The sequence below is a fragment of the Acinetobacter sp. 22512 genome (assembly GCF_052044755.1).
In the GTDB taxonomy this organism is placed as follows: Bacteria; Pseudomonadota; Gammaproteobacteria; order Pseudomonadales; family Moraxellaceae; genus Acinetobacter; species Acinetobacter pittii.
The window spans coordinates 130,942-151,933 of the sequence record NZ_JBQENP010000009.1 but is presented as its reverse complement, the minus strand read 5'-3'; the positions used below and the strand labels follow the sequence as shown (position 1 = coordinate 151,933).

At 39.4% G+C, this 20,992-nt stretch carries 22 protein-coding genes; 6 read left to right on the top strand and 16 right to left on the bottom strand.

The window, feature by feature from the left end:
- From ahpF to ACTJJG_RS11760, 3 genes are all read right to left on the bottom strand, one after another.
- Positions 1 to 1,222: alkyl hydroperoxide reductase subunit F (gene ahpF / locus ACTJJG_RS11770; protein WP_440608946.1), on the bottom strand; the 1,222-nt coding region annotated here is incomplete at its 3' end.
- 181 nt (positions 1,223 to 1,403) lie between these two features.
- Positions 1,404 to 1,925: a chromate transporter gene (locus tag ACTJJG_RS11765; RefSeq protein ID WP_032056303.1), complete on the bottom strand. Its 522-nt coding sequence runs from the start codon at positions 1,923 to 1,925 to the stop codon at positions 1,404 to 1,406.
- Complete coding sequence (locus ACTJJG_RS11760; protein ID WP_017386148.1) at positions 1,925 to 2,485, bottom strand: chromate transporter; 561 nt, start codon at positions 2,483 to 2,485, stop codon at positions 1,925 to 1,927. The genes ACTJJG_RS11765 and ACTJJG_RS11760 overlap by 1 nt, the downstream gene beginning before the upstream one ends.
- Positions 2,486 to 2,586: 101 nt before the next feature.
- Here ACTJJG_RS11760 and ACTJJG_RS11755 point away from each other — a divergent pair, with 101 nt between their 5' ends.
- Entirely contained in the window at positions 2,587 to 3,489 is a 903-nt protein-coding gene (locus ACTJJG_RS11755; RefSeq protein WP_017386147.1) for a LysR family transcriptional regulator, read from the top strand.
- Between the two features lie 57 nt (positions 3,490 to 3,546).
- On the opposite strand, the gene arsH is transcribed toward ACTJJG_RS11755, so the two are convergent.
- The 4 genes from arsH to ACTJJG_RS11735 are packed head-to-tail and all read right to left on the bottom strand — an operon-like array spanning position 3,547 to position 6,111.
- Positions 3,547 to 4,260: an arsenical resistance protein ArsH gene (arsH, locus tag ACTJJG_RS11750; protein WP_032056304.1), complete on the bottom strand. Its 714-nt coding sequence runs from the start codon at positions 4,258 to 4,260 to the stop codon at positions 3,547 to 3,549.
- Complete coding sequence (arsB, locus tag ACTJJG_RS11745) at positions 4,247 to 5,293, bottom strand: ACR3 family arsenite efflux transporter (RefSeq protein WP_032056305.1); 1,047 nt, start codon at positions 5,291 to 5,293, stop codon at positions 4,247 to 4,249. Before arsB ends, arsH begins: the two co-directional genes overlap by 14 nt.
- 10 nt (positions 5,294 to 5,303) lie before the next feature.
- Positions 5,304 to 5,777 (bottom strand): arsenate reductase ArsC, encoded by a 474-nt coding sequence (locus ACTJJG_RS11740; protein ID WP_372552631.1) that lies wholly within the window; start codon positions 5,775 to 5,777, stop codon positions 5,304 to 5,306.
- Positions 5,778 to 5,781: 4 nt separating this feature from the next.
- Positions 5,782 to 6,111 (bottom strand): metalloregulator ArsR/SmtB family transcription factor, encoded by a 330-nt coding sequence (locus tag ACTJJG_RS11735; protein ID WP_000610143.1) that lies wholly within the window; start codon positions 6,109 to 6,111, stop codon positions 5,782 to 5,784.
- An 84-nt stretch (positions 6,112 to 6,195) separates the two neighbouring features.
- Between ACTJJG_RS11735 and arsC the strand changes: the two genes are divergently transcribed.
- Positions 6,196 to 6,624 carry an arsenate reductase (glutaredoxin) gene (arsC, locus tag ACTJJG_RS11730; RefSeq protein WP_032056309.1) on the top strand — a complete coding sequence of 143 codons (429 nt, stop codon included), beginning with the start codon at positions 6,196 to 6,198 and terminating at the stop codon, positions 6,622 to 6,624.
- 68 nt (positions 6,625 to 6,692) lie between these two features.
- On the opposite strand, the gene ACTJJG_RS11725 is transcribed toward arsC, so the two are convergent.
- The 3 genes from ACTJJG_RS11725 to ACTJJG_RS11715 form a co-directional block, all read right to left on the bottom strand.
- Positions 6,693 to 6,854: a DUF1427 family protein gene (locus tag ACTJJG_RS11725; protein WP_000784879.1), complete on the bottom strand. Its 162-nt coding sequence runs from the start codon at positions 6,852 to 6,854 to the stop codon at positions 6,693 to 6,695.
- Positions 6,855 to 6,910: 56 nt separating this feature from the next.
- Positions 6,911 to 8,785, bottom strand: a complete 1,875-nt coding sequence (locus ACTJJG_RS11720) for an amidohydrolase (RefSeq protein ID WP_032056312.1) — start codon at positions 8,783 to 8,785, stop codon at positions 6,911 to 6,913.
- A gap of 109 nt (positions 8,786 to 8,894) precedes the next feature.
- The gene (locus ACTJJG_RS11715) at positions 8,895 to 9,581 is read right to left on the bottom strand and encodes a hydrolase (protein ID WP_001043290.1); all 687 of its coding nucleotides are present in this window, start codon (positions 9,579 to 9,581) and stop codon (positions 8,895 to 8,897) included.
- A gap of 197 nt (positions 9,582 to 9,778) precedes the next feature.
- On the opposite strand from ACTJJG_RS11715, the gene ACTJJG_RS11710 reads away from it, so the two are divergent.
- A complete protein-coding gene (locus ACTJJG_RS11710; protein WP_032056314.1) occupies positions 9,779 to 10,669 on the top strand; it encodes a LysR family transcriptional regulator in 891 nt (296 codons plus the stop codon).
- A gap of 50 nt (positions 10,670 to 10,719) precedes the next feature.
- On the opposite strand, the gene ACTJJG_RS11705 is transcribed toward ACTJJG_RS11710, so the two are convergent.
- Positions 10,720 to 11,460 (bottom strand): GntR family transcriptional regulator, encoded by a 741-nt coding sequence (locus ACTJJG_RS11705; protein WP_068938180.1) that lies wholly within the window; start codon positions 11,458 to 11,460, stop codon positions 10,720 to 10,722.
- Between the two features lie 401 nt (positions 11,461 to 11,861).
- Here ACTJJG_RS11705 and ACTJJG_RS11700 point away from each other — a divergent pair, with 401 nt between their 5' ends.
- Both ACTJJG_RS11700 and ACTJJG_RS11695 read left to right on the top strand, forming a co-directional pair.
- Entirely contained in the window at positions 11,862 to 13,331 is a 1,470-nt protein-coding gene (locus tag ACTJJG_RS11700) for an NCS1 family nucleobase:cation symporter-1 (protein WP_032056318.1), read from the top strand.
- Positions 13,328 to 14,062, top strand: a complete 735-nt coding sequence (locus ACTJJG_RS11695; RefSeq protein ID WP_032056320.1) for an aspartate/glutamate racemase family protein — start codon at positions 13,328 to 13,330, stop codon at positions 14,060 to 14,062. Before ACTJJG_RS11700 ends, ACTJJG_RS11695 begins: the two co-directional genes overlap by 4 nt.
- A 67-nt stretch (positions 14,063 to 14,129) precedes the next feature.
- Here the strand turns inward: ACTJJG_RS11695 and tauD are convergent, their stop codons facing one another.
- The 4 genes from tauD to tauA are packed head-to-tail and all read right to left on the bottom strand — an operon-like array spanning position 14,130 to position 17,730.
- Positions 14,130 to 15,011: a taurine dioxygenase gene (gene tauD, locus ACTJJG_RS11690; RefSeq protein WP_032056322.1), complete on the bottom strand. Its 882-nt coding sequence runs from the start codon at positions 15,009 to 15,011 to the stop codon at positions 14,130 to 14,132.
- Between the two features lie 8 nt (positions 15,012 to 15,019).
- On the bottom strand, positions 15,020 to 15,889 hold the full coding sequence (tauC, locus tag ACTJJG_RS11685) for a taurine ABC transporter permease TauC (protein WP_001092656.1): 870 nt from the start codon (positions 15,887 to 15,889) through the stop codon (positions 15,020 to 15,022).
- Positions 15,886 to 16,680, bottom strand: coding sequence for a taurine ABC transporter ATP-binding protein (locus ACTJJG_RS11680; RefSeq protein ID WP_032056325.1), 795 nt, complete (start codon positions 16,678 to 16,680; stop codon positions 15,886 to 15,888). The genes tauC and ACTJJG_RS11680 overlap by 4 nt, the downstream gene beginning before the upstream one ends.
- A 9-nt stretch (positions 16,681 to 16,689) precedes the next feature.
- Positions 16,690 to 17,730 carry a taurine ABC transporter substrate-binding protein gene (gene tauA, locus ACTJJG_RS11675; RefSeq protein ID WP_080776902.1) on the bottom strand — a complete coding sequence of 347 codons (1,041 nt, stop codon included), beginning with the start codon at positions 17,728 to 17,730 and terminating at the stop codon, positions 16,690 to 16,692.
- 440 nt (positions 17,731 to 18,170) lie between these two features.
- Here tauA and ACTJJG_RS11670 point away from each other — a divergent pair, with 440 nt between their 5' ends.
- Positions 18,171 to 19,355 (top strand): hypothetical protein, encoded by a 1,185-nt coding sequence (locus ACTJJG_RS11670; protein WP_069119057.1) that lies wholly within the window; start codon positions 18,171 to 18,173, stop codon positions 19,353 to 19,355.
- A gap of 61 nt (positions 19,356 to 19,416) precedes the next feature.
- Here ACTJJG_RS11670 and ACTJJG_RS11665 read toward each other — a convergent pair whose 3' ends face one another.
- Positions 19,417 to 20,883, bottom strand: coding sequence for an MFS transporter (locus tag ACTJJG_RS11665; protein WP_032056331.1), 1,467 nt, complete (start codon positions 20,881 to 20,883; stop codon positions 19,417 to 19,419).
- Between the last annotated feature and the right edge of the window lie 109 nt (positions 20,884 to 20,992).

Here is a 20,992-nt window from a genome sequence, read left to right as displayed (position 1 = left end):
CCGTTGTGTTTGGCAAGCTATGCAATTTGTTTTGCAACACTTGGTCAGCACGAAGCTTGGTGTCAAACTCAACCAGAGTTACATGCTCAACAATCCCTGCAAGGTCAATTGCTGCCTCAACACCTGAGTTACCACCACCAATCACAGCAACACGTTTACCTTTGAACAACGGACCATCACAGTGTGGGCAGTAGGCAACACCACGGGTACGGTATTCTTGCTCACCCGGTACATTCATTTCTCTCCAACGTGCACCTGTAGAAAGGATTACAGTTTTCGATTCAAGTTTTGCACCGTTTTCAAGTTCAACCGCAACCAAGCCATTTGCAGTCTGGTTGGCACCCGTGATTTTGCTGACACGTTGCAGGTTCATGATATCGACATCATATTCACGAACATGGGCTTCCATCTCGGCAGCAAACTTAGGACCTTGCGTCTTTTGCACAGAAGTGAAGTTTTCAATGTCCATGGTGTCCATCACTTGACCACCGAAGCGTTCAGCCACGATACCAGTGTTAATGCCTTTACGTGCAGCATAGATCGCAGCCGTTGCACCCGCAGGACCGCCACCAATCACCAATACATCAAAAGCATCTTTAGCATTGAGTGCTGCCGCATCTTTTTCAGCTGAGTTGGTATCAAGTTTTGCCACAATCTCTTCAAGGGTCATACGACCTTGACCAATGTGCTCGTTGTCTTGGAATACCATCGGTACAGCCATGATTTTGCGTTGCTCAACTTCGTCTTGGAAGAATGAACCGTCAATCATGGTTGCTGTGGTGTTCGGGTTATAAATGGCAATCAGGTTAAGCGCCTGTACCACGTCCGGACAGTTATGACAGCTAAGCGATACGAATACATCAAAGTTGGTTTTGAGATTTAAACCTTTAATCTGGTTAAGTACTTCATCCGACACTTTAGGTGCATAGCCAGAGACCTGTAAAAGCGCCAAGATCAAAGATGTAAACTCATGACCCATTGGTAAGCCAGCAAAGAACACACGAGGCTGTTCACCTGCTTTAGCCACACCAAAGCTTGGACGACGTGTATTGTTACCGTCAAAACGGGCAGTCACTTTGTCAGAAAGCTCGGCGATTTCACTTACCAGCTCTTTAATTTGAGCAGCTTTGTCTGATTCATCTAAAGCAGCAACTAATTCGATTGGACTTTCTAGACGTTCTAAGTAAGCTTTTAATTGAGTTTTAATGTTTTGATCTAACATCTGTTTTTACTCCAATGCATCCAAATTCTTTCAATAGATGCATAGTACGTGAAAACACAGAATAGGTGAAACAGTATGTTTTTATATATTTAATCGGTTTTTTAGATTTAATTATTATTTACTTCAAATCAAAAAAAAGCCAACCTGAACTCATCCAGCGCAGGTCGGCAAACTGGTTAAACTAGAGTAAGACCACACCAAATACAGCCCCAGCAATCAAGACATGTAAAGGATGAACCTTTTTAATTAAAGATAATAAAGTTGCAATGACTACCATAATAATGAGTAAAGTATTTATGGCAGCTGCCTCAGAAATAATCCACGCACTGGCAAGTACAGTTCCCACAGTGACTGGTTGTAAAGCAAGCTGTAAAACACGGCGCCATTTCTTATCTTTAAAATTTGACCAGCCTCTCATCACAAATACAGTAATAAGAGACGAAGGTAAAAATTTAGCAGTAGACGTTACAAGTAGACCTGACAACCCTGCTACATGCCATCCCACTAACGGCACAATCATCATGTTCGGACCAGGTGCAGCTTGAGCCATGGCGAACAATGCACTGAATTCTTGTGCCGTCATCCAGTGGTGAATATCAACTACTTGGCGTTGCATTTCAGGCAAAATTGTATTGCCGCCACCAAATGCAATAAGAGACAATTGAGTAAAAATAATCGCTAAAGTAAGTAGAACTGCACCCATTACACACGTCTCCAAATAATAGCTGAATAAAATGCCAACAAAATCAGCATGGTCACAAGTAATGGAACTTTCAGAAAAGCAATACTGATAATTGCAGCGAGAACTACGCAAATCGCTAATGGATTACGTAATAATGGCTTAAGCATTTTCAGACCTGTTGCAACCAGAAGTCCAGCCGCCGCCGCCGCTAAACCTTCGAAAAGATGCTTAACCATTAAATTATCTTGGAACTGCTCATAGACATAATGTAAAAGTACAACAATTATCGTAGGTGCAAGGATCAAGCCAATCAGTGAACTCACTGCCCCACGAACACCGCGGAACTCCATGCCAATCGCAACCGATAAATTAATGATATTGCCACCCGGTAAAAATTGACACAGGCCAAGTAACTCAGTGAATTTTTCAGGGCTTAACCACTGTCTCTGCTCTACAATAACTTTACGGGCTAAAGGCAGCACGCCACCGAATCCAATTAAACCTAATGTTAAAAAACCTAAAAATAACTCTGTGCAGGTCGGGACACTCTCCTTTTGCACGGCAATCTCAACATGGTTCATTTTCGTTACTTTTCACTTTATCTGACCAAGATAGAATGATACTTTTGTGATATATCTACAAATGCTTTTATTTTCATTAACCATACCATAAAGGTATTCCTATGCTCGATTTACATAAACTCCATGCCTTTGTTGTGGTAATTGAAGAAAGGAATATTACGCATGCCGCAAACCGATTGTTTATTCAACAACCGCCTCTAACGCGTTTACTTAAAAAACTCGAAGAAGAACTTGGTACACAATTACTTATTCGCCAGCCTCGAGGAATTGAACCAACTGAGGCTGGTTTAGCCTTATTTAAAGAAGCACAACTTTTATTAGAACATGCCAGACATATTCCAAAATTAGTCCAAGATGTTAGCCAAGGTAAAACTGGACAACTCAATATTGGTTTTACAAGTTCCGCAGGTTTACACCCGCTTATTTCACTCGTATTGCGGTCATATCGAGAAATATATCCAAAAGTACAAACCAAACTTGAAGAAGCAGGCAGCCAAAAACAGTTAGATCGACTAATCTCAGAGAAACTTGATATCGCTTTTTTAAGAGCACCAATCAGCCGTGATATCGGATTAAAACATCACCATATATTAGATGAGCCAATGATGGTGGCATTGCCTATAGGCCATTCACTTACACAAAAAGAAAAAATTAGTTCAAATGACTTATCAAATGAAAATTTTGTTTTATACCGTCGTTCTTCAGGACAAGGTTTATATGACAATATTTTATATAGTTGCTACCAAGCAGGTTTTAGTCCACGCATTATTCAAGAAGCGCCTCGACCTACCGCTACATTAAATTTAGTCGCTGCTGGAATTGGTATAACGATTGTGCCGGCCTCAATGCATAATTTTTGGGAACATGAAATTGTATATCGCGAGTTTGATGATTCAATAAAACTAAACGCGCCTATTTACCTGATTACACGAGAAAATGAGAGTTCAGCCAAAGTTTCAAACTTTATTGAACTATTGCAAAAACTTTTGCCCACAATGGCCTGAATGTAAAAGCTAAACAATAAAAAGTGCCCCGAGTGGAGCACTTTTTTATGAAACTGTTTATTTTTGATTTACTCGTTTTGACAGCTCTTCTGCTGATTCTTTGCGCTCAGAATAGCGATCTGTCAAATACTGTTTTTGCCCACGTGTTAATAAAGTGAACTTATACAATTCTTCCATAACATCAACGATTCGGTCATAGTAAGAGGATGGTTTCATACTGCCATCTTCTTCAAACTCTAAAAAAGCTTTAGCAACCGAAGACTGATTTGGGATGGTAATCATGCGCATCCAACGCCCTAAAATACGCATTTGATTGACCGCATTAAATGACTGCGAACCACCACTAACTTGCATGACTGCTAAGGTTTTACCTTGAGTTGCACGGATTGCTCCGGCTGCCAAAGGAATCCAGTCAATCTGGGCTTTTAAAATTGAACTCATCGCACCATGACGTTCAGGTGAGCACCACACCATACCTTCTGCCCAAGCTAAAAGCTCATGCAACTCTTGCACTTTCGGATGATCAGTTCCTGCATCCTCAGGTAAAGGTAAACCTTTAGGATGAAAGATTTTGACTTCAGCACCTAAGTATTCAAGGATTCGACCAGCAGTCAGCACAGCAAAACGACTATAAGAACGTTCACGATTAGAACCATATAGCAATAAAATGCGAGGTGGATGCTCAAGCTGCTGTGCTTGCACTTGCTCATATGTAGGCTTATAAAGAAGATCTAATGCTACATTTGATAAATCATTATTAAGACTGTTCATCTGAGAAATACTTTTTCTTTAACCAAAGAGAAACGGTAACGAGTGAAATTAAAACAGGGACTTCAACCAATGGTCCAATCACTGTGGTAAATGCCACAGGTGATGCCAAACCAAATGTTGCAATGGCAACCGCTAAAGCTAACTCAAAATTGTTACCAGCCGCAGTAAACGAAATAGCAGTGGTACGTGGATAGTTATTCCCCATACTTTTACTCATAAAGAAGCTAATGAAGAACATCACCACAAAGTAAATCGTGAGTGGAATCGCAATACGTAATACATCTAAAGGTAAGCTCACTACATCACCACCTTTTAGGCTAAACATCGCCACGATGGTAAAAAGTAAAGCAATTAAACTAATTGGACTAATTTTTGGTAAAAATTTAGTTTGATACCATTCCAAACCTTTCGACTTGACTAAAATCAAACGCGTCAAGAACCCCATCAAAAATGGAATACCCAAGTACACCAAAACCGCATGTGTAATAGTCCAGAAATTCACAACAATGACTTGCCCTGCCACACCAAAATAAGGCGGCAAAAAGGTTAAGAACAACCATGCATAGGTACTGAAAAATAAGATTTGGAAAATACTGTTAAATGCAACCAACGCTGCAACATATTGGTTATCACCACAAGCCAGCCCATTCCACACCAAAACCATTGCAATACAACGTGCCAAACCAATCAAAATAAGACCAGTCATGTATTCCGGATAGCTATGCAAGAAAACTATCGCAAGTACGAACATTAAAACCGGTGCAATCAACCAGTTTTGTACTAACGATAAAGTTAAGGTCTTCTTATCTTTAAATACTTCTGGTAACGCAGCGTAGTCAACCTTAGCTAAAGGTGGATACATCATCAAGATTAAGCCGATTGCGATTGGAATATTGACGTTATCTACACTCATTCTGTTCAAAGAAACCGAGGCTTGAGGAAAGAACACCCCAATTGCCAAACCTAAAGCCATGGCTATAAAAATCCATAGCGTCAGGTTACGGTCTAAAAAAGAAAGCTTTTGCTTAGTCATCTCGGCTCTCTCACTCAATATGAGAGATTTTATTAATCTCAGCAATCAAATGTGAACGGCTTAAGTTCGCAACATCAAGTGCAAACAATGCATCTAAACGACGGTTGATATGATCTACAGTCTCTTGGAATGCTTTAAGCTTTTCTTCTTTCGGCAAGTCTAAGTGAGATGGGTCACTTAAACCCCAATGTGCTTTGATTGCGCCACCTAAATAAAGTGGGCATGCTTCTTGTGCAGCAGATTCACAGACTGTAATCACAACATCTGGTTGATACTGCTCGCAGTCATCAATAGTTTTACTCCATAGCCCATCTGTTGAAAGACCTAAGTTTTCAAGTGTTTCAATGGTTAATGGATGTACCTGTCCTGATGGTTTACTGCCAGCGCTATAAGCTTTCCAACCTTCTGGTGCACGACTATTAAATAAAACTTCTGACAAAATGCTACGGCAACTGTTTCCAGTGCATAAAAATAAAAATTTCATGGTGTTACTCACAATAGGTAGAAATAGAAGAAAACTGTGAAGATGATTGATTCACTAAACTTTCATCTTGGTTTGCTATAGTTTTCAAAACCTCAACAGCCCAATTGGGTAAATCTGGATTGACGCTGTAATACACCCATTGCCCCTGTCGTGCATCAAGTAAAATGCCATGAGTTCGTAACAAAGCTAAGTGCCTAGAGATTTTCGGTTGACTCAACTCAAGCTGTTCAGTTAACTCACAGACACAAATATTTTGTTTATTTAGAACTAATTTAAGAATATTTAACCGAGTTTGGTCAGATAGACATTTAAAGAAATCGACTTGGTTGATCATATCTTCAACAGAATATATTCGTTATTGCAAATATACGGATATCCATATATAAATGCAATATCTTAATTTGACAATAAATTTACCATGACTGAGCTAGTGAAGATTTACCATAACCCTGCTTGCGGAACCTCACGTAATACCTTGGCGCTTATTCGTCATGCAGGAATTGAACCTATCGTTATTGAATATTTGCAAACACCACCAAGTAAAGATGAATTGATTCAACTCATTAAGGATTCAGGCTTAACTGTACGGGAAGCAATTCGTAAAAATGTTGATCCCTATAAAGATTTAGATTTGGAACAAGACCATTGGACCGATGAACAGTTAATTGATTTTATGGTTCAGTACCCAATTTTAATCAATCGTCCATTTGTGGTTACACCAAAAGGCACGCGACTTTGCCGCCCTTCCGAGATTGTCCTTGATATTTTAGATGTAGAAAACTTAGGCTATTTCACAAAAGAAGATGGCGAAGTGATCATTGATGAACAAGGTCGTCGTATAAAGTAATTGAAGGTATTTATTAATATAAAAAGCTAAATGGCATGGCACCATTTAGCTTTTTTGAATGAAACGGATTAAAAATAGGATTTAATAAAAGGAAGCAGTTGCTCTCCTATTACCATGCCTAATAAACCGACTAATGCAACAAGAGGTGGAGCTGGTGACTTAACATTTAAAACATAATATAAGACACCAACAAGCAACCCTACAGCCAAAGATAACAAGTACATTTTCATCGTACATACCTTAGAGAATCAAGCCATTTAATCAGCAGGTTCCCATACTGTTTTATTTAAAATGCAAAACACGAGCACCCAAGTGCGCCCCAGAAAGATTTTTTGTCCTTATCATTTACAGGAACATCAAGCATCCAAGCATGGCTATGCCCATGCATACCACAACTGCTAGCACATGCACACAAAGCACTTTGTGACTGTAATGATTGATTAGAAGGAGCATTACGGTTTTCAGATAAACGCCACTGACCACCGAAGCGCTTTACTGGTGACCATGTTGGTGAAGCTGGTGGTAACGGCGGATCGTCGTGCTTAAACTCTGCCCCGGCATAGACCACTTTGCCACCTAAGACAGTAAGTACAGACTCAATCCACTGGATATCCTCAGCTTCTACTTTAAAGTAGTCATCAGATAATACGACCAAATCAGCAAGCTCTCCTGCTGTTAGTGAACCTTTAACATCTTTTTCGCCAGAGAACCAAGCCGAACCTTTAGTCCAGAGTTTGAGTGCTGTCTGACGGTCTAATAGATTTTTTTCATCATAGAGTGGTAAACCACCGACTGTTTTACCAGTACTTAGCCAATACAAACACACCCAAGGGTTATAAGAGGCAACACGAGTCGCATCTGTCCCCGCACCAACAGGAACACCAAGTTCTAACATTTTCTTAACTGGTGGCGTTGCCTGAGCAGCCTCGGCACCATAGCGTTTTACGAAAATCTCACCTTGGTAGGCCATACGGTGTTGAATGGCGATACCACCACCCAACGCACCAATACGTTCAATATTACGCTCAGATACAGTTTCGGCATGGTCAATAATAAATCGAGTTGCAAATGGCTGTTTTGAATTTACTTTCTCAAATACATTCAGCAAACGATTAATACTTTCATCATAGGTTGCATGAATACGGAATGGCCATTTCTTTTCAGCCAAGTGCTCTACAATAGCTTCTAGTTCACCTTCCATTTTTTCTGGTAAATCTGGACGTGGTTCATAGAAATCTTCAAAGTCACCCGCTGACCAAGTCAGGTTCTCACCTGCTCCATTCATTCTAAACAGCTCATCACCATCACCTGGAAATGTCATTTCTGTCCAACGGCGATAGTCATCAAGCTCTTGGCCTGCCTTTTGAGCAAATAGGTTGTAAGCGATTCGCACCGTCATTTGATTTTGATCGTGTAATTGCTTAATCACATCATAATCTTCAGGATAGTTTTGACCACCACCGCCTGCATCAATTGATGAAGTAATGCCTAATCGGTTCAGTTCACGCATGAAATGACGAGTTGAATTGACTTGATCTTCAACTGGCAATTTTGGTGCTTTCCCTAAGGTCGAATATAAAATCATAGCCGATGGCGTAGCGAGCAGCAGACCAGTTGGCTCACCCTTTTCATCTCTTACAATCTTGCCACCCGGTGGATCTGGTGTGTCTTTGTTAAAGCCTAATACATCAAGGGCAGCTCGGTTCAACAAGGCACTGGCATATAGATGTAAAACGAATACTGGAGTATCTGGTGCAGCTTTATTAATTTCTTCTAAAGTCGGTAAACGCTTTTCGGCAAACTGGAACTCAGTCCAACCACCTACGACACGAACCCATTGTGGAGCTGGCGTATTATCTGCTTGCTCTTTAAGTAAGCGTAACGCATCGGCAACGGATGGCACACCTTCCCAGCGCAGCTCCATATTGTAATTTAGGCCACCACGAATAATATGCAAATGACTGTCGTTTAGACCTGGTATAACGCGACGGCCATTTAAATCTACAACTTTGCTTGTTGGAGTTGCGAGTTTCATTACCTCATCATTTGTACCCGTGCGTAATACTTTACCGTCTGCAATCGCAATTGCTTGTACTTCGGGGTTCTGAGGATCTAGTGTTGTGATTTTACCGTTTATGAGTATGAGGTTTATTTCGGTCATTCTGAACTCCATTCTTGTGAATTATCGTTCTAAAAAATAAAGGCATATCTGTATTAATATCACTTAAATATTGAATACTAGACATGCCTTTACCTAAATCAGTACTGTTTTATTTTGCAGGAACTGGTGCAAGTACTTCATGTTTTGATGTTGTACGCTCAGGTGCCTTATGTACCATCGTATAAGCATAATCCACACCCATACCGTAAGCACCAGAGTGTTCACGGACAATTGCCATAACTGCATCATACGTATCACGATGTGCCCAATCACGTTGCCATTCAAGTAATACTTGTTGCCAAGTTACTGGAACAACACCCGCTTGAATCATGCGTTGCATGGCATAGTCATGAGCCTCTTTCGATGTACCACCTGAAGCATCCGCGACCATATAAATCTCATAATCCCCTTCAAGCATCGCACCAAAAGCAAAGGTGTTGTTGCACACTTCAGTCCATAAGCCTGAAACAATCACTTTTTTACGATTATTTTTTGCAAGCGAATCACGTACTTTTTGGTCGTCCCATGAGTTCATAGAAGTACGTTCTAGTAATGGAGCATCTGGAAATACATCTAAAAGTTCTGGATAGGTATGACCAGAGAAGCTTTCAGTTTCAACCGTTGTAATGGTGACAGGAATATTGAATGTTTTAGCTGCTTTTGCTAATCCTACAGTATTATTCTTTAATACTTGGCGATCTATTGACTGTACCCCAAAAGCCATTTGTGGCTGATGATCAATAAAAATAACCTGACAATTTGTTGGTGAAAGTTGTTCTAAAAGTGACTTATTCATGGGTAAACTCCATTATTCCTTATGAGTAATGCATTAAAATTGCTTACTGGTCATTATCAAAACAGATAAAAATGTAAAAGCATAGACAGCAAATCAGCACGAATCTGTATGCTGTACGAATACAATAAAATCACTGATTGCTTTTTAATTTTTATAGTTTAATCATTGATATATATTTTTTTAACTTTTGCTTATCCATGGATCGATTAGACTGTATTTCCACTTTTGTAAGTGTCGTAGAACATGGGAATTTTAGTAGCGCAGCCAGAGCACTCGACATCTCTCGTGACTTAGTGGCCAAACGTGTTTGCTACCTCGAAAATGACCTAAAAACTACACTGCTAACCCGAACCACAAGACAGATGAACCTCACCTCTTGTGGAGAAAAGTTTTATCAGCATAGCAAAGTCATTTTAAGTGAGTTTGAATGGGCTGCCTACGAAATTAGCTATAACCAACAGTACCCGGAAGGTGAACTCAAGCTCAATACGCCAATGTCTTTTAGCAACATTTTTCTTCAACATATCATTTCGGACTTTATAGAGAAATATCCCAGCATCAAAATTGATTTATTCATGACTGATCAGCTATTAGACATGAATAATAATAAATTTGATTTAACAATTCGTGTAGATGGCTCTCCTCCAAATTTGGCAAATAGTAAAATATTAAATACCTATCAACGATATTTGTATGCAACACCTGAGTATTTTAATCAGCATGGATTGCCAGATTCATTAGAAGAACTTAAAGAACATAAGTTTCTAATTTACTATCAGGATAGTCGACATAAGAAGTTGATCTTCCAAAAAGATCAAAAAGAAGTGTCCTTTAATTGCTTCCCTGTGATGACCTGTAATAATGGTGAATTATTATTAGATATGTGTTTGAAAGACCACGGCATTGTTTTTCTTCCAGAGTTTATTGCGGAGCCTTACTACAAAGAAGGTAAATTACAGAAATGTTTGGAAGACTACACCAGTCAGCCGCTTCACCTATATGTCACATGGCCAAACCGTAAGATTTTATCGAAGAAAGTAAAATTATTTATTGATTTTCTAACACGTCAAATCGTTCCCATAAAATAACTAATCTGGGCCTTTTCCAGAAGAATTGGCCCCATTATTTTTTAGTTAGTTTAAATGGATTCAATCTTCTTATTTTTAAATAAATTTAATAAATTTTGTTCTGCTGACGCTGTGCTGTCTTCTTCAATAAATGTCGTCGCGTAGTGTTCTAAATGCTCTTCCATCAATTGAGTTGCTCGTTTTTCATCGCCTTGTTCAATCGCATCTAAAATTGCACGGTGTTCATCTGCCGAACAATTATTATGTTTTGGAATTTCATATAAGCCAATTAATAATGAAGTCCTTGCAATAAGCGTCTGCAAATAACTGGTCATAATCGTATTTTGATTTGCTTCAATCAGCTTTAAATGAAATTGCCCCGATAGCTTAATCCACTCGGCCCAATTGCCAGCTAAACGCTCATGAGACTCTTGATCTACTAAGCCTCGAAGCTCACTAAAATCTAAGTTATGTGACTTTTGAGCTAACTTTTTTACAGTGGCGATTTCAAGCATGCTGCGTGCTTCAAAGACCTCTTTTGTCTCATGAGCGCTATGTTTTGCGATGAGTGCTCCACGATTGGGCTGAATTTCGATAACCTTATCATGTGCAAGTTTGACGAAAACACGTCTTAGCACTCCTCGCGTTACACCGAAAGCTTCACATAAAGGTGCTTCAATTAAACGTGCGCCAGGGGCAAGTTGCCTATTTAAAATAGCATCTACAATAGCGTTATATATATGGTCATCAATTTCATCATTGCTCATTTCTAAGGCTTTTTTTGGTGCATTTGATGGCATTGATTTCTCCATTTTTATTAACGCCTCCTCTTTTTAAAACTTTATCTAATAACTGTAGTGTAAGTTTAACTTAAGCGTTTTGGAATATTGCTCTCATTTCCAAAACACTAATGTTGAGCTAAACAATTCAATATTAGACTTCTAAATATCCACTTATACACCTAACTTTACTTACTTTTTATAAAAAATTAAGCACTTCTCATTTTATAAATTTGTCTCTTCATATCCAAAATTCATACCAGTTTAAATAACTCATAAGCGCTACTTCTTAAATTTGGCATAACTTTTGCTCAATTAAAATTGTGCACAATACAAATATCACATTGTGCACAATTTTAATTTCATTCTTTTAGCCAGAATTTCAAGCTGCTGAAGAACGTGCCAGCCCAACATAAGGGAAGTGAGTGTTCAAGATGAATAATACCGAAGCAATAATTAAATCTTCTTATGATGCAAAGCTAACAAATCAAGACCTAGCTCCTTTAAAAAAGCAAACTTGGGGCGCTTATAATATTTTTGCCTTTTGGATGTCTGATGTTCATAGTGTCGGTGGCTATGTCATGGCTGGGAGCCTTTTTGCACTTGGGCTAAATAGCTGGCAGGTACTTTTATCTTTACTCATCGGCATTGCTATAGTTCAGTTTTTTACAAATCTGATTGCCAAGTCTAGCCAACAAACAGGCACGCCCTATCCTGTTATTTGTCGTGCCACTTTCGGTGTGCTTGGTGCAAATATTCCTGCTGTTATTCGGGGTCTTATCGCTGTTGCATGGTATGGCATTCAAACCTATTTGGCCTCAAGTGCATTCTTATTAGTCATTTTAAAGTTCTTTCCAGACTGGTCAGTCTATGCTGATGTTTCAACTTACGGCTTTCTTGGGCTTTCCTATTTAGGCTGGGTTAGCTTCATGCTGCTTTGGTTACTGCAAGCGATTGTTTTTTGGTCTGGCATGGACAGCATACGTAAATTTATTGACTGGGCAGGTCCAGCTGTCTATGTTGTGATGTTTGCGATGGCAGTATGGCTCATCTGGAAAGCTGGCTGGCAGAATATTGATTTAAACCTAAGCGGTGTTCAATACGACGGTTTTGCGGTTGTACCAGTCATGATTGGGGCTATTGCGCTTGTTGTTTCATATTTTTCTGGACCAATGCTGAACTTTGGTGACTTTTCTCGTTATGGCAAAAGTTTTAATACCATAAAAATGGGAAACTTTCTTGGACTACCGATTAATTTCTTAGGCTTTTCTTTACTTACTGTGGTGTGTATTGCGGCAACGCTTCCAGTCTACGGCAAACTCATTACAGACCCTGTCGAGATGGTTGGAAAACTTGATAATACATTTGTGGTTATTTTAGGCAGTTTAACCTTAATGATTGCCACCATTGGGATTAATATTGTCGCTAACTTTGTATCACCTGCCTTTGATTTTTCCAACGTTTCACCGAGCAAAATTAGCTGGCGCATGGGTGGAATGATTGCAGCAGTAGGTTCAATTTTCATTACCCCATGGAATTTGTTTAATAACCCTCAAGTGATCCATTACACCATTGATATTTTAGGTGCATTTATCGGTCCGCTTTTTGGCGTATTGATAGCCGATTTTTACCTCGTTAAAAAACAAAAAATCGAAGTAGATGATTTATATACCTTAGATACCAAAGGTTTGTATTGGTACAAAAATGGTTATAACCACTCTGCCTTTTATGCCTTAATTCCAGCTTCATTAATTCCTATTCTATGTGTGCTTTTACCACAACTATCAGGGCTAGCTAATTTCACATGGTTTATTGGGATGGGATTCGGTTTTGTCATTTACCGATTTCTTAATCAACCGCTTGCCCATGCTAAATCGGCAATGACGAAGGCAAAAGTACAATGAAAATTAAAATTATTAATCCCAATACTACTCAAAACATGACTAACAAAATTGCAACATCAGCAAAGATAGTCGCAGGTTCTGATACTCAAATTATTGCAGTGAGTCCTCAAATGGGCCCTGCAACAATTGAAAGTTATTATGATGAAGCTCTAAGTGCAGTAGGTGTGCTGGAGGAAATTCGCCAAGGTGAATTTCTAGGTGTAGATGCTTATGTTATTGCCTGTTTTGGTGACCCTGCGCTTTATGCTGCCCGTGAAATGACTTCAGCACCTGTGATTGGGATTGCCGAAGCAGCTATGCGAACTGCAAGTTATGTAAGTACTGGTTTTAGTGTGGTCACAACCTTACAACGCACAGTGAATATGAGCTGGCATCTAGCTCATCGCTATGGCGCTCAACCCTTCTGTAAAAATGTTCGAGCTTGTGACATTGCAGTTGAAGAGTTAGAGCTTCCTGACTCAAATGCCTATCGAACCATACGAGATGAATGCAAAAAAGCACTCGCTGAAGACAAAAGCGATGCGATTGTTTTGGGCTGTGCAGGTATGAGTGATTTATGCCTAAAACTACAAAACGAGTTAGGAGTGATTGTTATTGACGGCGTTGCAGCAGCAATTAAACAAGCTGAAATGTTAGTTCAGTTAAATTTAAAAACCAGCAAAGTTGGTGATTGGGCCTCACCTCCTATAAAGAACTACACAGGCCTATTGTCAGGATTTGGAATGCGCTAAAGAGTTAATATTTCAATTCCAGCTCAAAACTCAGAGTTGGAATTGAAACAAAGAATAATTAAAGGAATTAAGCCTCTGCTAACTCTGGCTGTTGTTCTTCTTTATAAAATGGCACATCACCGTTAATAGTTGCACGGTGCATGATGCGATGAGCATCGCCATAATCAAATAATGCTTTATGTTGTGTGCAACGGTTATCCCAAATCGCGATATCACCATCTTGCCACTTCCAACGCAAATGAAATTGCTCTTGGGTCGCATGTTCAAACAAGAAATCAAGTAATTGCTCACTTTCTTGTTCAGGTAACTCATTAATGCGAGTGGTAAAGCCCTCACTTACAAACAACAAAGGCTCACCTGTAACTGGATGGGTACGCACCACTGGGTGAACCACTGGTGGGTTACGCTTAAATGTTTGCAAAAGCTTTTCACGTTCTTCTTCATTATGGGCAAAACGTTCAAGCGGAAAAGACTTACGTATATCGTGCGTTGCAGTTAAGCCACGCAATTTTTGCTGCAACTCAAGCGGAAGCCCTTTAAAAGCTGCTGTGTTGCTCGACCACAACGTGTCACCGCCTACAGGTGGAATTTTTATAGCTTGCAACACACAACCTAAAGGTGGAGTTTTACTAAAAGTCACATCTGTGTGCCAAAGTTCATTGTCACGCAAATCTTGTTTCCAACTGTCGAGCACCATCACCTCCGGTACATCTTCAATTGAAGGATAAATCGGGTGCACATGTAAGCTGCCAAAACTACGGGCCAAGTCTGCTTGTGCTTGCGGTGCTAATTGTTGCTTTCGAAAAAAAATGACCTGATGATCAAGCAAAGCCTGCTGGATTTGTTGCGTTGTCTGTTCATTTAACGCATTCAAATCAATATTGTGAATAATTGCGCCAATGGTAGGCTTGATCACTTCTATATTTAAGTTTGCTACTACTGTATTCATCTTCTTTACTACAACTGCTGACCATACCAAGGAGAAAACTGTTTTTGTAACCAACGTAAAAACAGCTCAAAACTAACTGCGACAATCGCAATCACAATAATGCCCAGAATCACCGTATCGGTAATTAAGAACTGTGCTGCCGATTGCACCATAAAACCAATACCACGGTCCGCTGCAACCAACTCTGCTGCAACTAATGTTGACCAGCCCACCCCAAGACCAATACGAATACCGGTAATAATATGAGGTAAAGCGGTTGGTAAAATGACATGCCAAAAGACTTGTGACTGACTTGCCCCTAGCGACAATGCCGCACGTTCACGATTAAGTTGATGGCTTAACACGCCATGCGCACTACTAATAATGACAGGCGCCAAAATCGAGAAGAAAATCAAAAGTACTTTTGTAGTTTCGCCAATACCAAACCAAATCACGAGTAAGGGTAAATAAGCTAACGGTGGAATTGGACGCAATAATTCAACCAAAGGATCTAGAACAGCGCGAACCCATTTGTTCAGCCCCATCCACAAACCCAGCGGAACACCAATCACTACAGCAGCAATCAGAGCTAAAAATACACGAGAGATACTGGCTGCCAAGTGTTGCCACAAAGTAGCCTTCATAAAGCCTTCTTGGCTAACCGATATAAATTTTTGCCAGACTGCCTGTGGACTCGGTAAAAACAGTTCAGGTACAACATGCAAAGCAGTAATGAGGAACCAGAGTGCAACTACACTTCCCACACTGATTATGCTGACCGCCAAAGTTCGATGCTTCTCAAAAAATGACGATAGAAATGAAGCATTTTCTGTTTGCACATTTAACTCAGGTTTAAGCTCTGCTTTGTCATATTCGTAGACGTTATCTTTAGTGTTCATGTAGGTAACGCCTCCTTACCGCTTTGTTTTTGTGCTCTTAAACTTTCAAATAACTGCTCTCTGAGCTGAATAAATTGAGGGTCCGATTTAATCGAACGAATAGATTCGCCTTGACGATATCGATTAGCAAAATCGAGATGTAGAGTTTCTACAATTTTGCCCGGGTGCGCTGTCATCAATACCAGCTGATTGCTGAGCAATAATGCTTCTTCAATGTCATGAGTAATCAAAAAGAAGCTTTTATTTTGTTGAATCCATAAATCGAGCACTAACTGCTGCATGTTTTCACGCGTAAAAGCATCTAATGCGGCAAAAGGTTCATCTAATAAAATAAACGGCGCATGACTGATCAAAGCTCTGGCAATACCAACACGTTGTTTCATACCGCCAGAAAGTTCCCAAATATTGGCTTTTTCAACGTGACTTAAACCCACAATTTTTAAAATTGCACTCACTTGTTTCTCAATCTCTGCACGCTTTAAACCTTTTAATTGCAAAGCGAAGCCAACATTATCTGCAACATTCAACCAAGGAAGTAAGGCATGATCCTGAAACACCACAGCGCGGGTTACATCTGGACCAGTTACGACCTCATGATTTACAAGTACATCACCTGAACTTGGCTTTTGAAACCCTGCCAAGATATTAAGCAAAGTTGTTTTACCGCAACCTGACTCGCCCAAAATCACGATTAAAGAACCTTCTTCAATCGTTAGGTTAATGTCTTGTAAAACTGGCTTTTGCTGTTTAGGAAAAGTCAGATGAATATGTTTGGCTTCTAGTACACTCATGACAACTCCTTAAGGCTGCAAAAATGAAGAGTTCACATTGCCTTTATAATCGGCTTTCAGTTGATCGACCTTGCCCTGACCTTTTAAGAACTTCGCTGTATCAAAAATATTTTGCGCGAATTCACCATCTAACGTTTGTTTTTGCTGAGCGTGGTCAAGGTAAATATTTCCACTTAATAAAAGCGGGATATCTTTTGGATCAGAACCTGTGAGCTGCGCAATTTTTTGCACGTTATCGGCATCTTTAACGTAAGCGGCTGGATCTTGATTATATTTTTCAAGCTGCTCAAGCGTGGTTTGGACAAAAGCTTTTAAAAAATCAGGATTTTTCTCTGCAAAGTCTTTACGTACAACCCATAAGTCATAAGTTGGAGCGCCCCATTCACCCACTTGTTTCGAGTCGGTTAAAACCGTACCAGATGCTTTGGCTTTACTTAAAGCAGGTTCCCAAACATAAGCAGCATCAATATCACCACGTTCCCAAGCAGCTGAAATTTCAGGTGGACGCAAGTTAATAATTTTTACTTTGTCTTCTGGAATGTTCCAATGTTTAAGTGCAGACAAAAGGCTGTAATGGGTTGTTGAAACAAACGGTACAGCAATGGTTTTGCCAATTAAATCTTGAGGAGTTTTAATGCCTGATTTATTACTTATTACTAATGCTTCAGATGCGCCAAGTTTTGATGTAATTAAGAATACTTCAATCGGTAAATCACGGCTTGCCGCAGCAGCAAGTGGGCTTGAACCAATATTGCCAAGTACGACATCACCTGAAGCAAGTGCGTTTACAACATCTGAACCCGCATCAAATTTTTTCCATTGAATGGTTCGTTGACTATGTTTTTCATATTCCCCATTCGCCTGCGCCACTTTGCTTGGGTCAACCCCAGTTTGATAAGCAATCACAACAGGTTTGTTGTCACGAACTGAAGCACTTGTATTATTGTCTTTTTTATTTTGCCATACGATAAATGCAACAATTGCGACTACTACAATTGCCGTGATAATCAACGGTTTGGTCTTCGTGCTCATAATTTCATGATCTTTCAATAATATAAGCCCATGGTATGCAGCCGGCTTTATAATGAAAAATAAAAAAATATGAGTTGCTTATCTAATTTTTATAAATAACTTTTCCTTATAAGTTTTTATCTTTTGGTAAAGAGCAAGTTCTAAGTAAACTTACAGATTAAAATAAAAATTAAAATACTTATATATCAATAACTAAAAACGATATTCACAAAAGATAAGATGTGAAAAGGCTGACACACATCTTCTAAGTATTTTATCCTACTCATTTCATCATTTTTATTTTTGCTTATCGCATCCAGGGTTTTGCATCTCATTAATTTTCATTCTTTTATATAAAGTACAGATTTTATTATCTTTTTATCTTGAATCTTCTGCAAATATTAAGATTTGGACAAATCTTTTTCTGGTTTATACATGACGCAAATTTAATTTTTATTTTTAAGAGGAGAAAAATTCTTTTGTTTAAACATTCTCAAATTTTGAAAAAAACATTAATTACAACGTCTTTAATTACATTTAGCCTCTCAAGTCATGCAGCGCTTACCTTTGGCAATGCTGAAGAAGGTGAACTTAAAGTAAGTGGTACTGTTCGGGCTAAATATGTTTATGACTTTGATTCTGAACCCACAACCAGTAAATTTTCCTTTAATGACGCCGTATTATGGCTAGATTACAACTCCCCGAAATGGATTGGCCACTTAGATTATCGGGTTTATGAATATTACGGGCATTTAGGCGATGCCAATTGGCTCACCGATGCATGGATGGGTTATAAAATTAATGACAACAGTAAAATTATTGCTGGCTTAAACCCCGTTCCTTTTGGCTTGGGTCGCTTTTGGGGAAATACTTATTATTTAGGCATTGCCAATAGTGCTGGTTGGGAAGATGTACACAACCTTGGGGTGAAATATGATTTCAATGATGGAACCAATGAAGCACAACTCGCCTTTTATCCTACCGATGGTGGCACCTATAGAGGTAAAAGCAAAGACTCGAGTCGATTTAGTATCAACCCTGTCAATGCAGATGACACTGTACCACAAGGCACCAATACCCAAGAAAAGAACTCAATTGTTGTTCGCGGTGCTCATACCTTTAAAAATGTCTTAGGCCAAGAAAATTTCTCTACGCAATTGGGCGCCTCTGCATGGTACTCCACCATTGAAAATAAACGCTCAGGCGAAGATGGAGATCGCCAAGTCTATTCGGTTTTTAGCAATACCAATTATAATCAATGGAATTTACAGCTTTTGGCTGGTTATCAAGACATTGATAATGCCGACACTGAATATAAAGATCATCTGACTTTGGGCGGTTTCGATTATTCATTTAACTCCGCAACCAAAGGTCAGATTTACTCAGCCGAGCTCAGCTATTTATTTCCTCAGCAATTTGGCCCAATTACCTCTATTCGCCCTTATCTAAACTATAGTTCTTATCGAAAAGAACAAGACGGGTTTAAAGACTCCACCCGTTTTATTCCCGGCATTGCCTTTAACTATCAAAAATTGACAGTACAAGCCGAGTTGCTGATGGGTAAACATGATCCATATCTAGGAGATAGCGAAGGTCTAGCGGCTGGTGGAACCAACGATAAATGGAACAAAAAAGCGTTTGTAATTTTTGCTTATTACTTCTAACTCCAAAAACAAAGGCCAACAGATGTTGGCCTTTGTTTTTATCTAGATATTTATTTTTACTCTAATCGATTACTGGTGAATTATTGAGAGGAAGTTCTGTTTTATCTTCATCAATCACATCGACATCTTGGGCGGTAGGCTCAAACTTAATCAGTAGCCCAATCACAATTAAAGGAATAAACGCAAAAATAGAAATAATCAGGTAAACATCGGTTTTATATCCCGCCATCCAGATCGGTAAAACAAACAAAGCAATTGCTTGAGCAACACCCGTTACTGCACGGTTAAAGCCAACACCAACACCACGAATCGAAGCTGGATAAGCCATAGTTGGATAAACCATCATTTGTGCACCTGGCCCAAAACCTTCAGCAAAAAGCCACAAACCGAGCATGCCAATTGCGGTGTAGAGTAAAAAGCTATTACCGGGTTCACCAATTAATGCTAAGGCAATGAGGGCTATAAACTGGAGTAAAAAGCCTGTAAGCAACACATGACGAGATTTAAATCTGCTAGCAACAAATACACCTAACAGCCCGCCCGTAAATGCAAACAGCAAATTGAGTCCGAGTGTTGTAGTAATGGTCGTCAAGACATCTGTATGAAAGAATCGCGTTAAAATAGAAGGTAAAAAGAAGGCAATGGTCGTGTACTGAAATGCCACCGAAATATGAATCACAATGGCCACAATAGTTCTTGGCAAATAGGTTTTATTAAATAAAACCGCAAACCCCTCGCGCTTTTTCTTTTCAGCAGTTCTTTCTACTTTTTCAACTGTAGCGACTGCATTAATTGCATAGGAATCTTGTAGAACTTTAGCTGCACCTTTTAAATCGCCTTGATTTGCAAGCCAAATGGGTGATTCAGTTAAATATTTACCACGAATAAAAATAATGAGTAACGCTGGCACTGCTCCAAAAATTAAAGATGCTCGCCATAACCAGTTGCTATGCTCAGGAGGTAAAAGAAAATAAAGCGCCAGAACTAGACCAAAACATACCGAAGAAGCGGCATACCACATTGGGCACCATGCTGCTAAACGCGCTGCCTTGTTGCTACTTCCATTAAACTTGGAAAACTCAGATAAGTATGACATTGCCACAGGCAAATCAATACCGACACTAATTCCCATAATAAATCTGGCTAAAATCAAAACCCATACATTCGGTGCAAAACCAGCGACAATTGCCGCAATGACAAACAGCACCATGTCCGCCATGAAGACCCGATAACGGCCAATTTTATCTGTCAGCCAACCACCAATCAGGTTACCAACAATGGTTCCGCAGACAATTGCTGAAGCCACCACACCAGTCATCACAGGGCTTAAAGAAAACTCTGAGATAACTTGCTCAATACCAAAGGACAGCGTTGTTAAATCGTAGGCATCAATAAACACCCCAATCAGTGCCAACCAAATAACTTTATTCGATTTACCCTTCCCTGCAAATTTGGAAATTAATTGTGAAACATCATCGGGAGATTTAATTTCATAACGATGGTTATGATCGAGTTCTTGTGTGCTCACTTAATAATTCCTGAATTTTAATAACAGGAACAAAATAATGATTATTCACATAATACAAAAACAAATTAATCTGATGTTTTAATCTAAATTATAGAATTATCTTTTCATT

Excerpts from the sequence above, each read along its gene's own strand:
- ACTJJG_RS11765 (WP_032056303.1), bottom strand. The coding sequence starts at position 1,925 with ATGGGTGCAGTTCTACTTACTTTAGCGATTATTTTTACTCAATTGTCT.
- ACTJJG_RS11760 (WP_017386148.1), bottom strand. The coding sequence starts at position 2,485 with ATGAACCATGTTGAGATTGCCGTGCAAAAGGAGAGTGTCCCGACCTGC.
- ACTJJG_RS11755 (WP_017386147.1), top strand. The coding sequence starts at position 2,587 with ATGCTCGATTTACATAAACTCCATGCCTTTGTTGTGGTAATTGAAGAA.
- arsH (WP_032056304.1), bottom strand. The coding sequence starts at position 4,260 with ATGAACAGTCTTAATAATGATTTATCAAATGTAGCATTAGATCTTCTT.
- arsB (WP_032056305.1), bottom strand. The coding sequence starts at position 5,293 with ATGACTAAGCAAAAGCTTTCTTTTTTAGACCGTAACCTGACGCTATGG.
- ACTJJG_RS11740 (WP_372552631.1), bottom strand. The coding sequence starts at position 5,777 with ATGAAATTTTTATTTTTATGCACTGGAAACAGTTGCCGTAGCATTTTG.
- ACTJJG_RS11735 (WP_000610143.1), bottom strand. The coding sequence starts at position 6,111 with ATGATCAACCAAGTCGATTTCTTTAAATGTCTATCTGACCAAACTCGG.
- arsC (WP_032056309.1), top strand. The coding sequence starts at position 6,196 with ATGACTGAGCTAGTGAAGATTTACCATAACCCTGCTTGCGGAACCTCA.
- ACTJJG_RS11725 (WP_000784879.1), bottom strand. The coding sequence starts at position 6,854 with ATGAAAATGTACTTGTTATCTTTGGCTGTAGGGTTGCTTGTTGGTGTC.
- ACTJJG_RS11720 (WP_032056312.1), bottom strand. The coding sequence starts at position 8,785 with ATGACCGAAATAAACCTCATACTCATAAACGGTAAAATCACAACACTA.
- ACTJJG_RS11715 (WP_001043290.1), bottom strand. The coding sequence starts at position 9,581 with ATGAATAAGTCACTTTTAGAACAACTTTCACCAACAAATTGTCAGGTT.
- ACTJJG_RS11710 (WP_032056314.1), top strand. The coding sequence starts at position 9,779 with ATGGATCGATTAGACTGTATTTCCACTTTTGTAAGTGTCGTAGAACAT.
- ACTJJG_RS11705 (WP_068938180.1), bottom strand. The coding sequence starts at position 11,460 with ATGGAGAAATCAATGCCATCAAATGCACCAAAAAAAGCCTTAGAAATG.
- ACTJJG_RS11700 (WP_032056318.1), top strand. The coding sequence starts at position 11,862 with ATGAATAATACCGAAGCAATAATTAAATCTTCTTATGATGCAAAGCTA.
- ACTJJG_RS11695 (WP_032056320.1), top strand. The coding sequence starts at position 13,328 with ATGAAAATTAAAATTATTAATCCCAATACTACTCAAAACATGACTAAC.
- tauD (WP_032056322.1), bottom strand. The coding sequence starts at position 15,011 with ATGAATACAGTAGTAGCAAACTTAAATATAGAAGTGATCAAGCCTACC.
- tauC (WP_001092656.1), bottom strand. The coding sequence starts at position 15,889 with ATGAACACTAAAGATAACGTCTACGAATATGACAAAGCAGAGCTTAAA.
- ACTJJG_RS11680 (WP_032056325.1), bottom strand. The coding sequence starts at position 16,680 with ATGAGTGTACTAGAAGCCAAACATATTCATCTGACTTTTCCTAAACAG.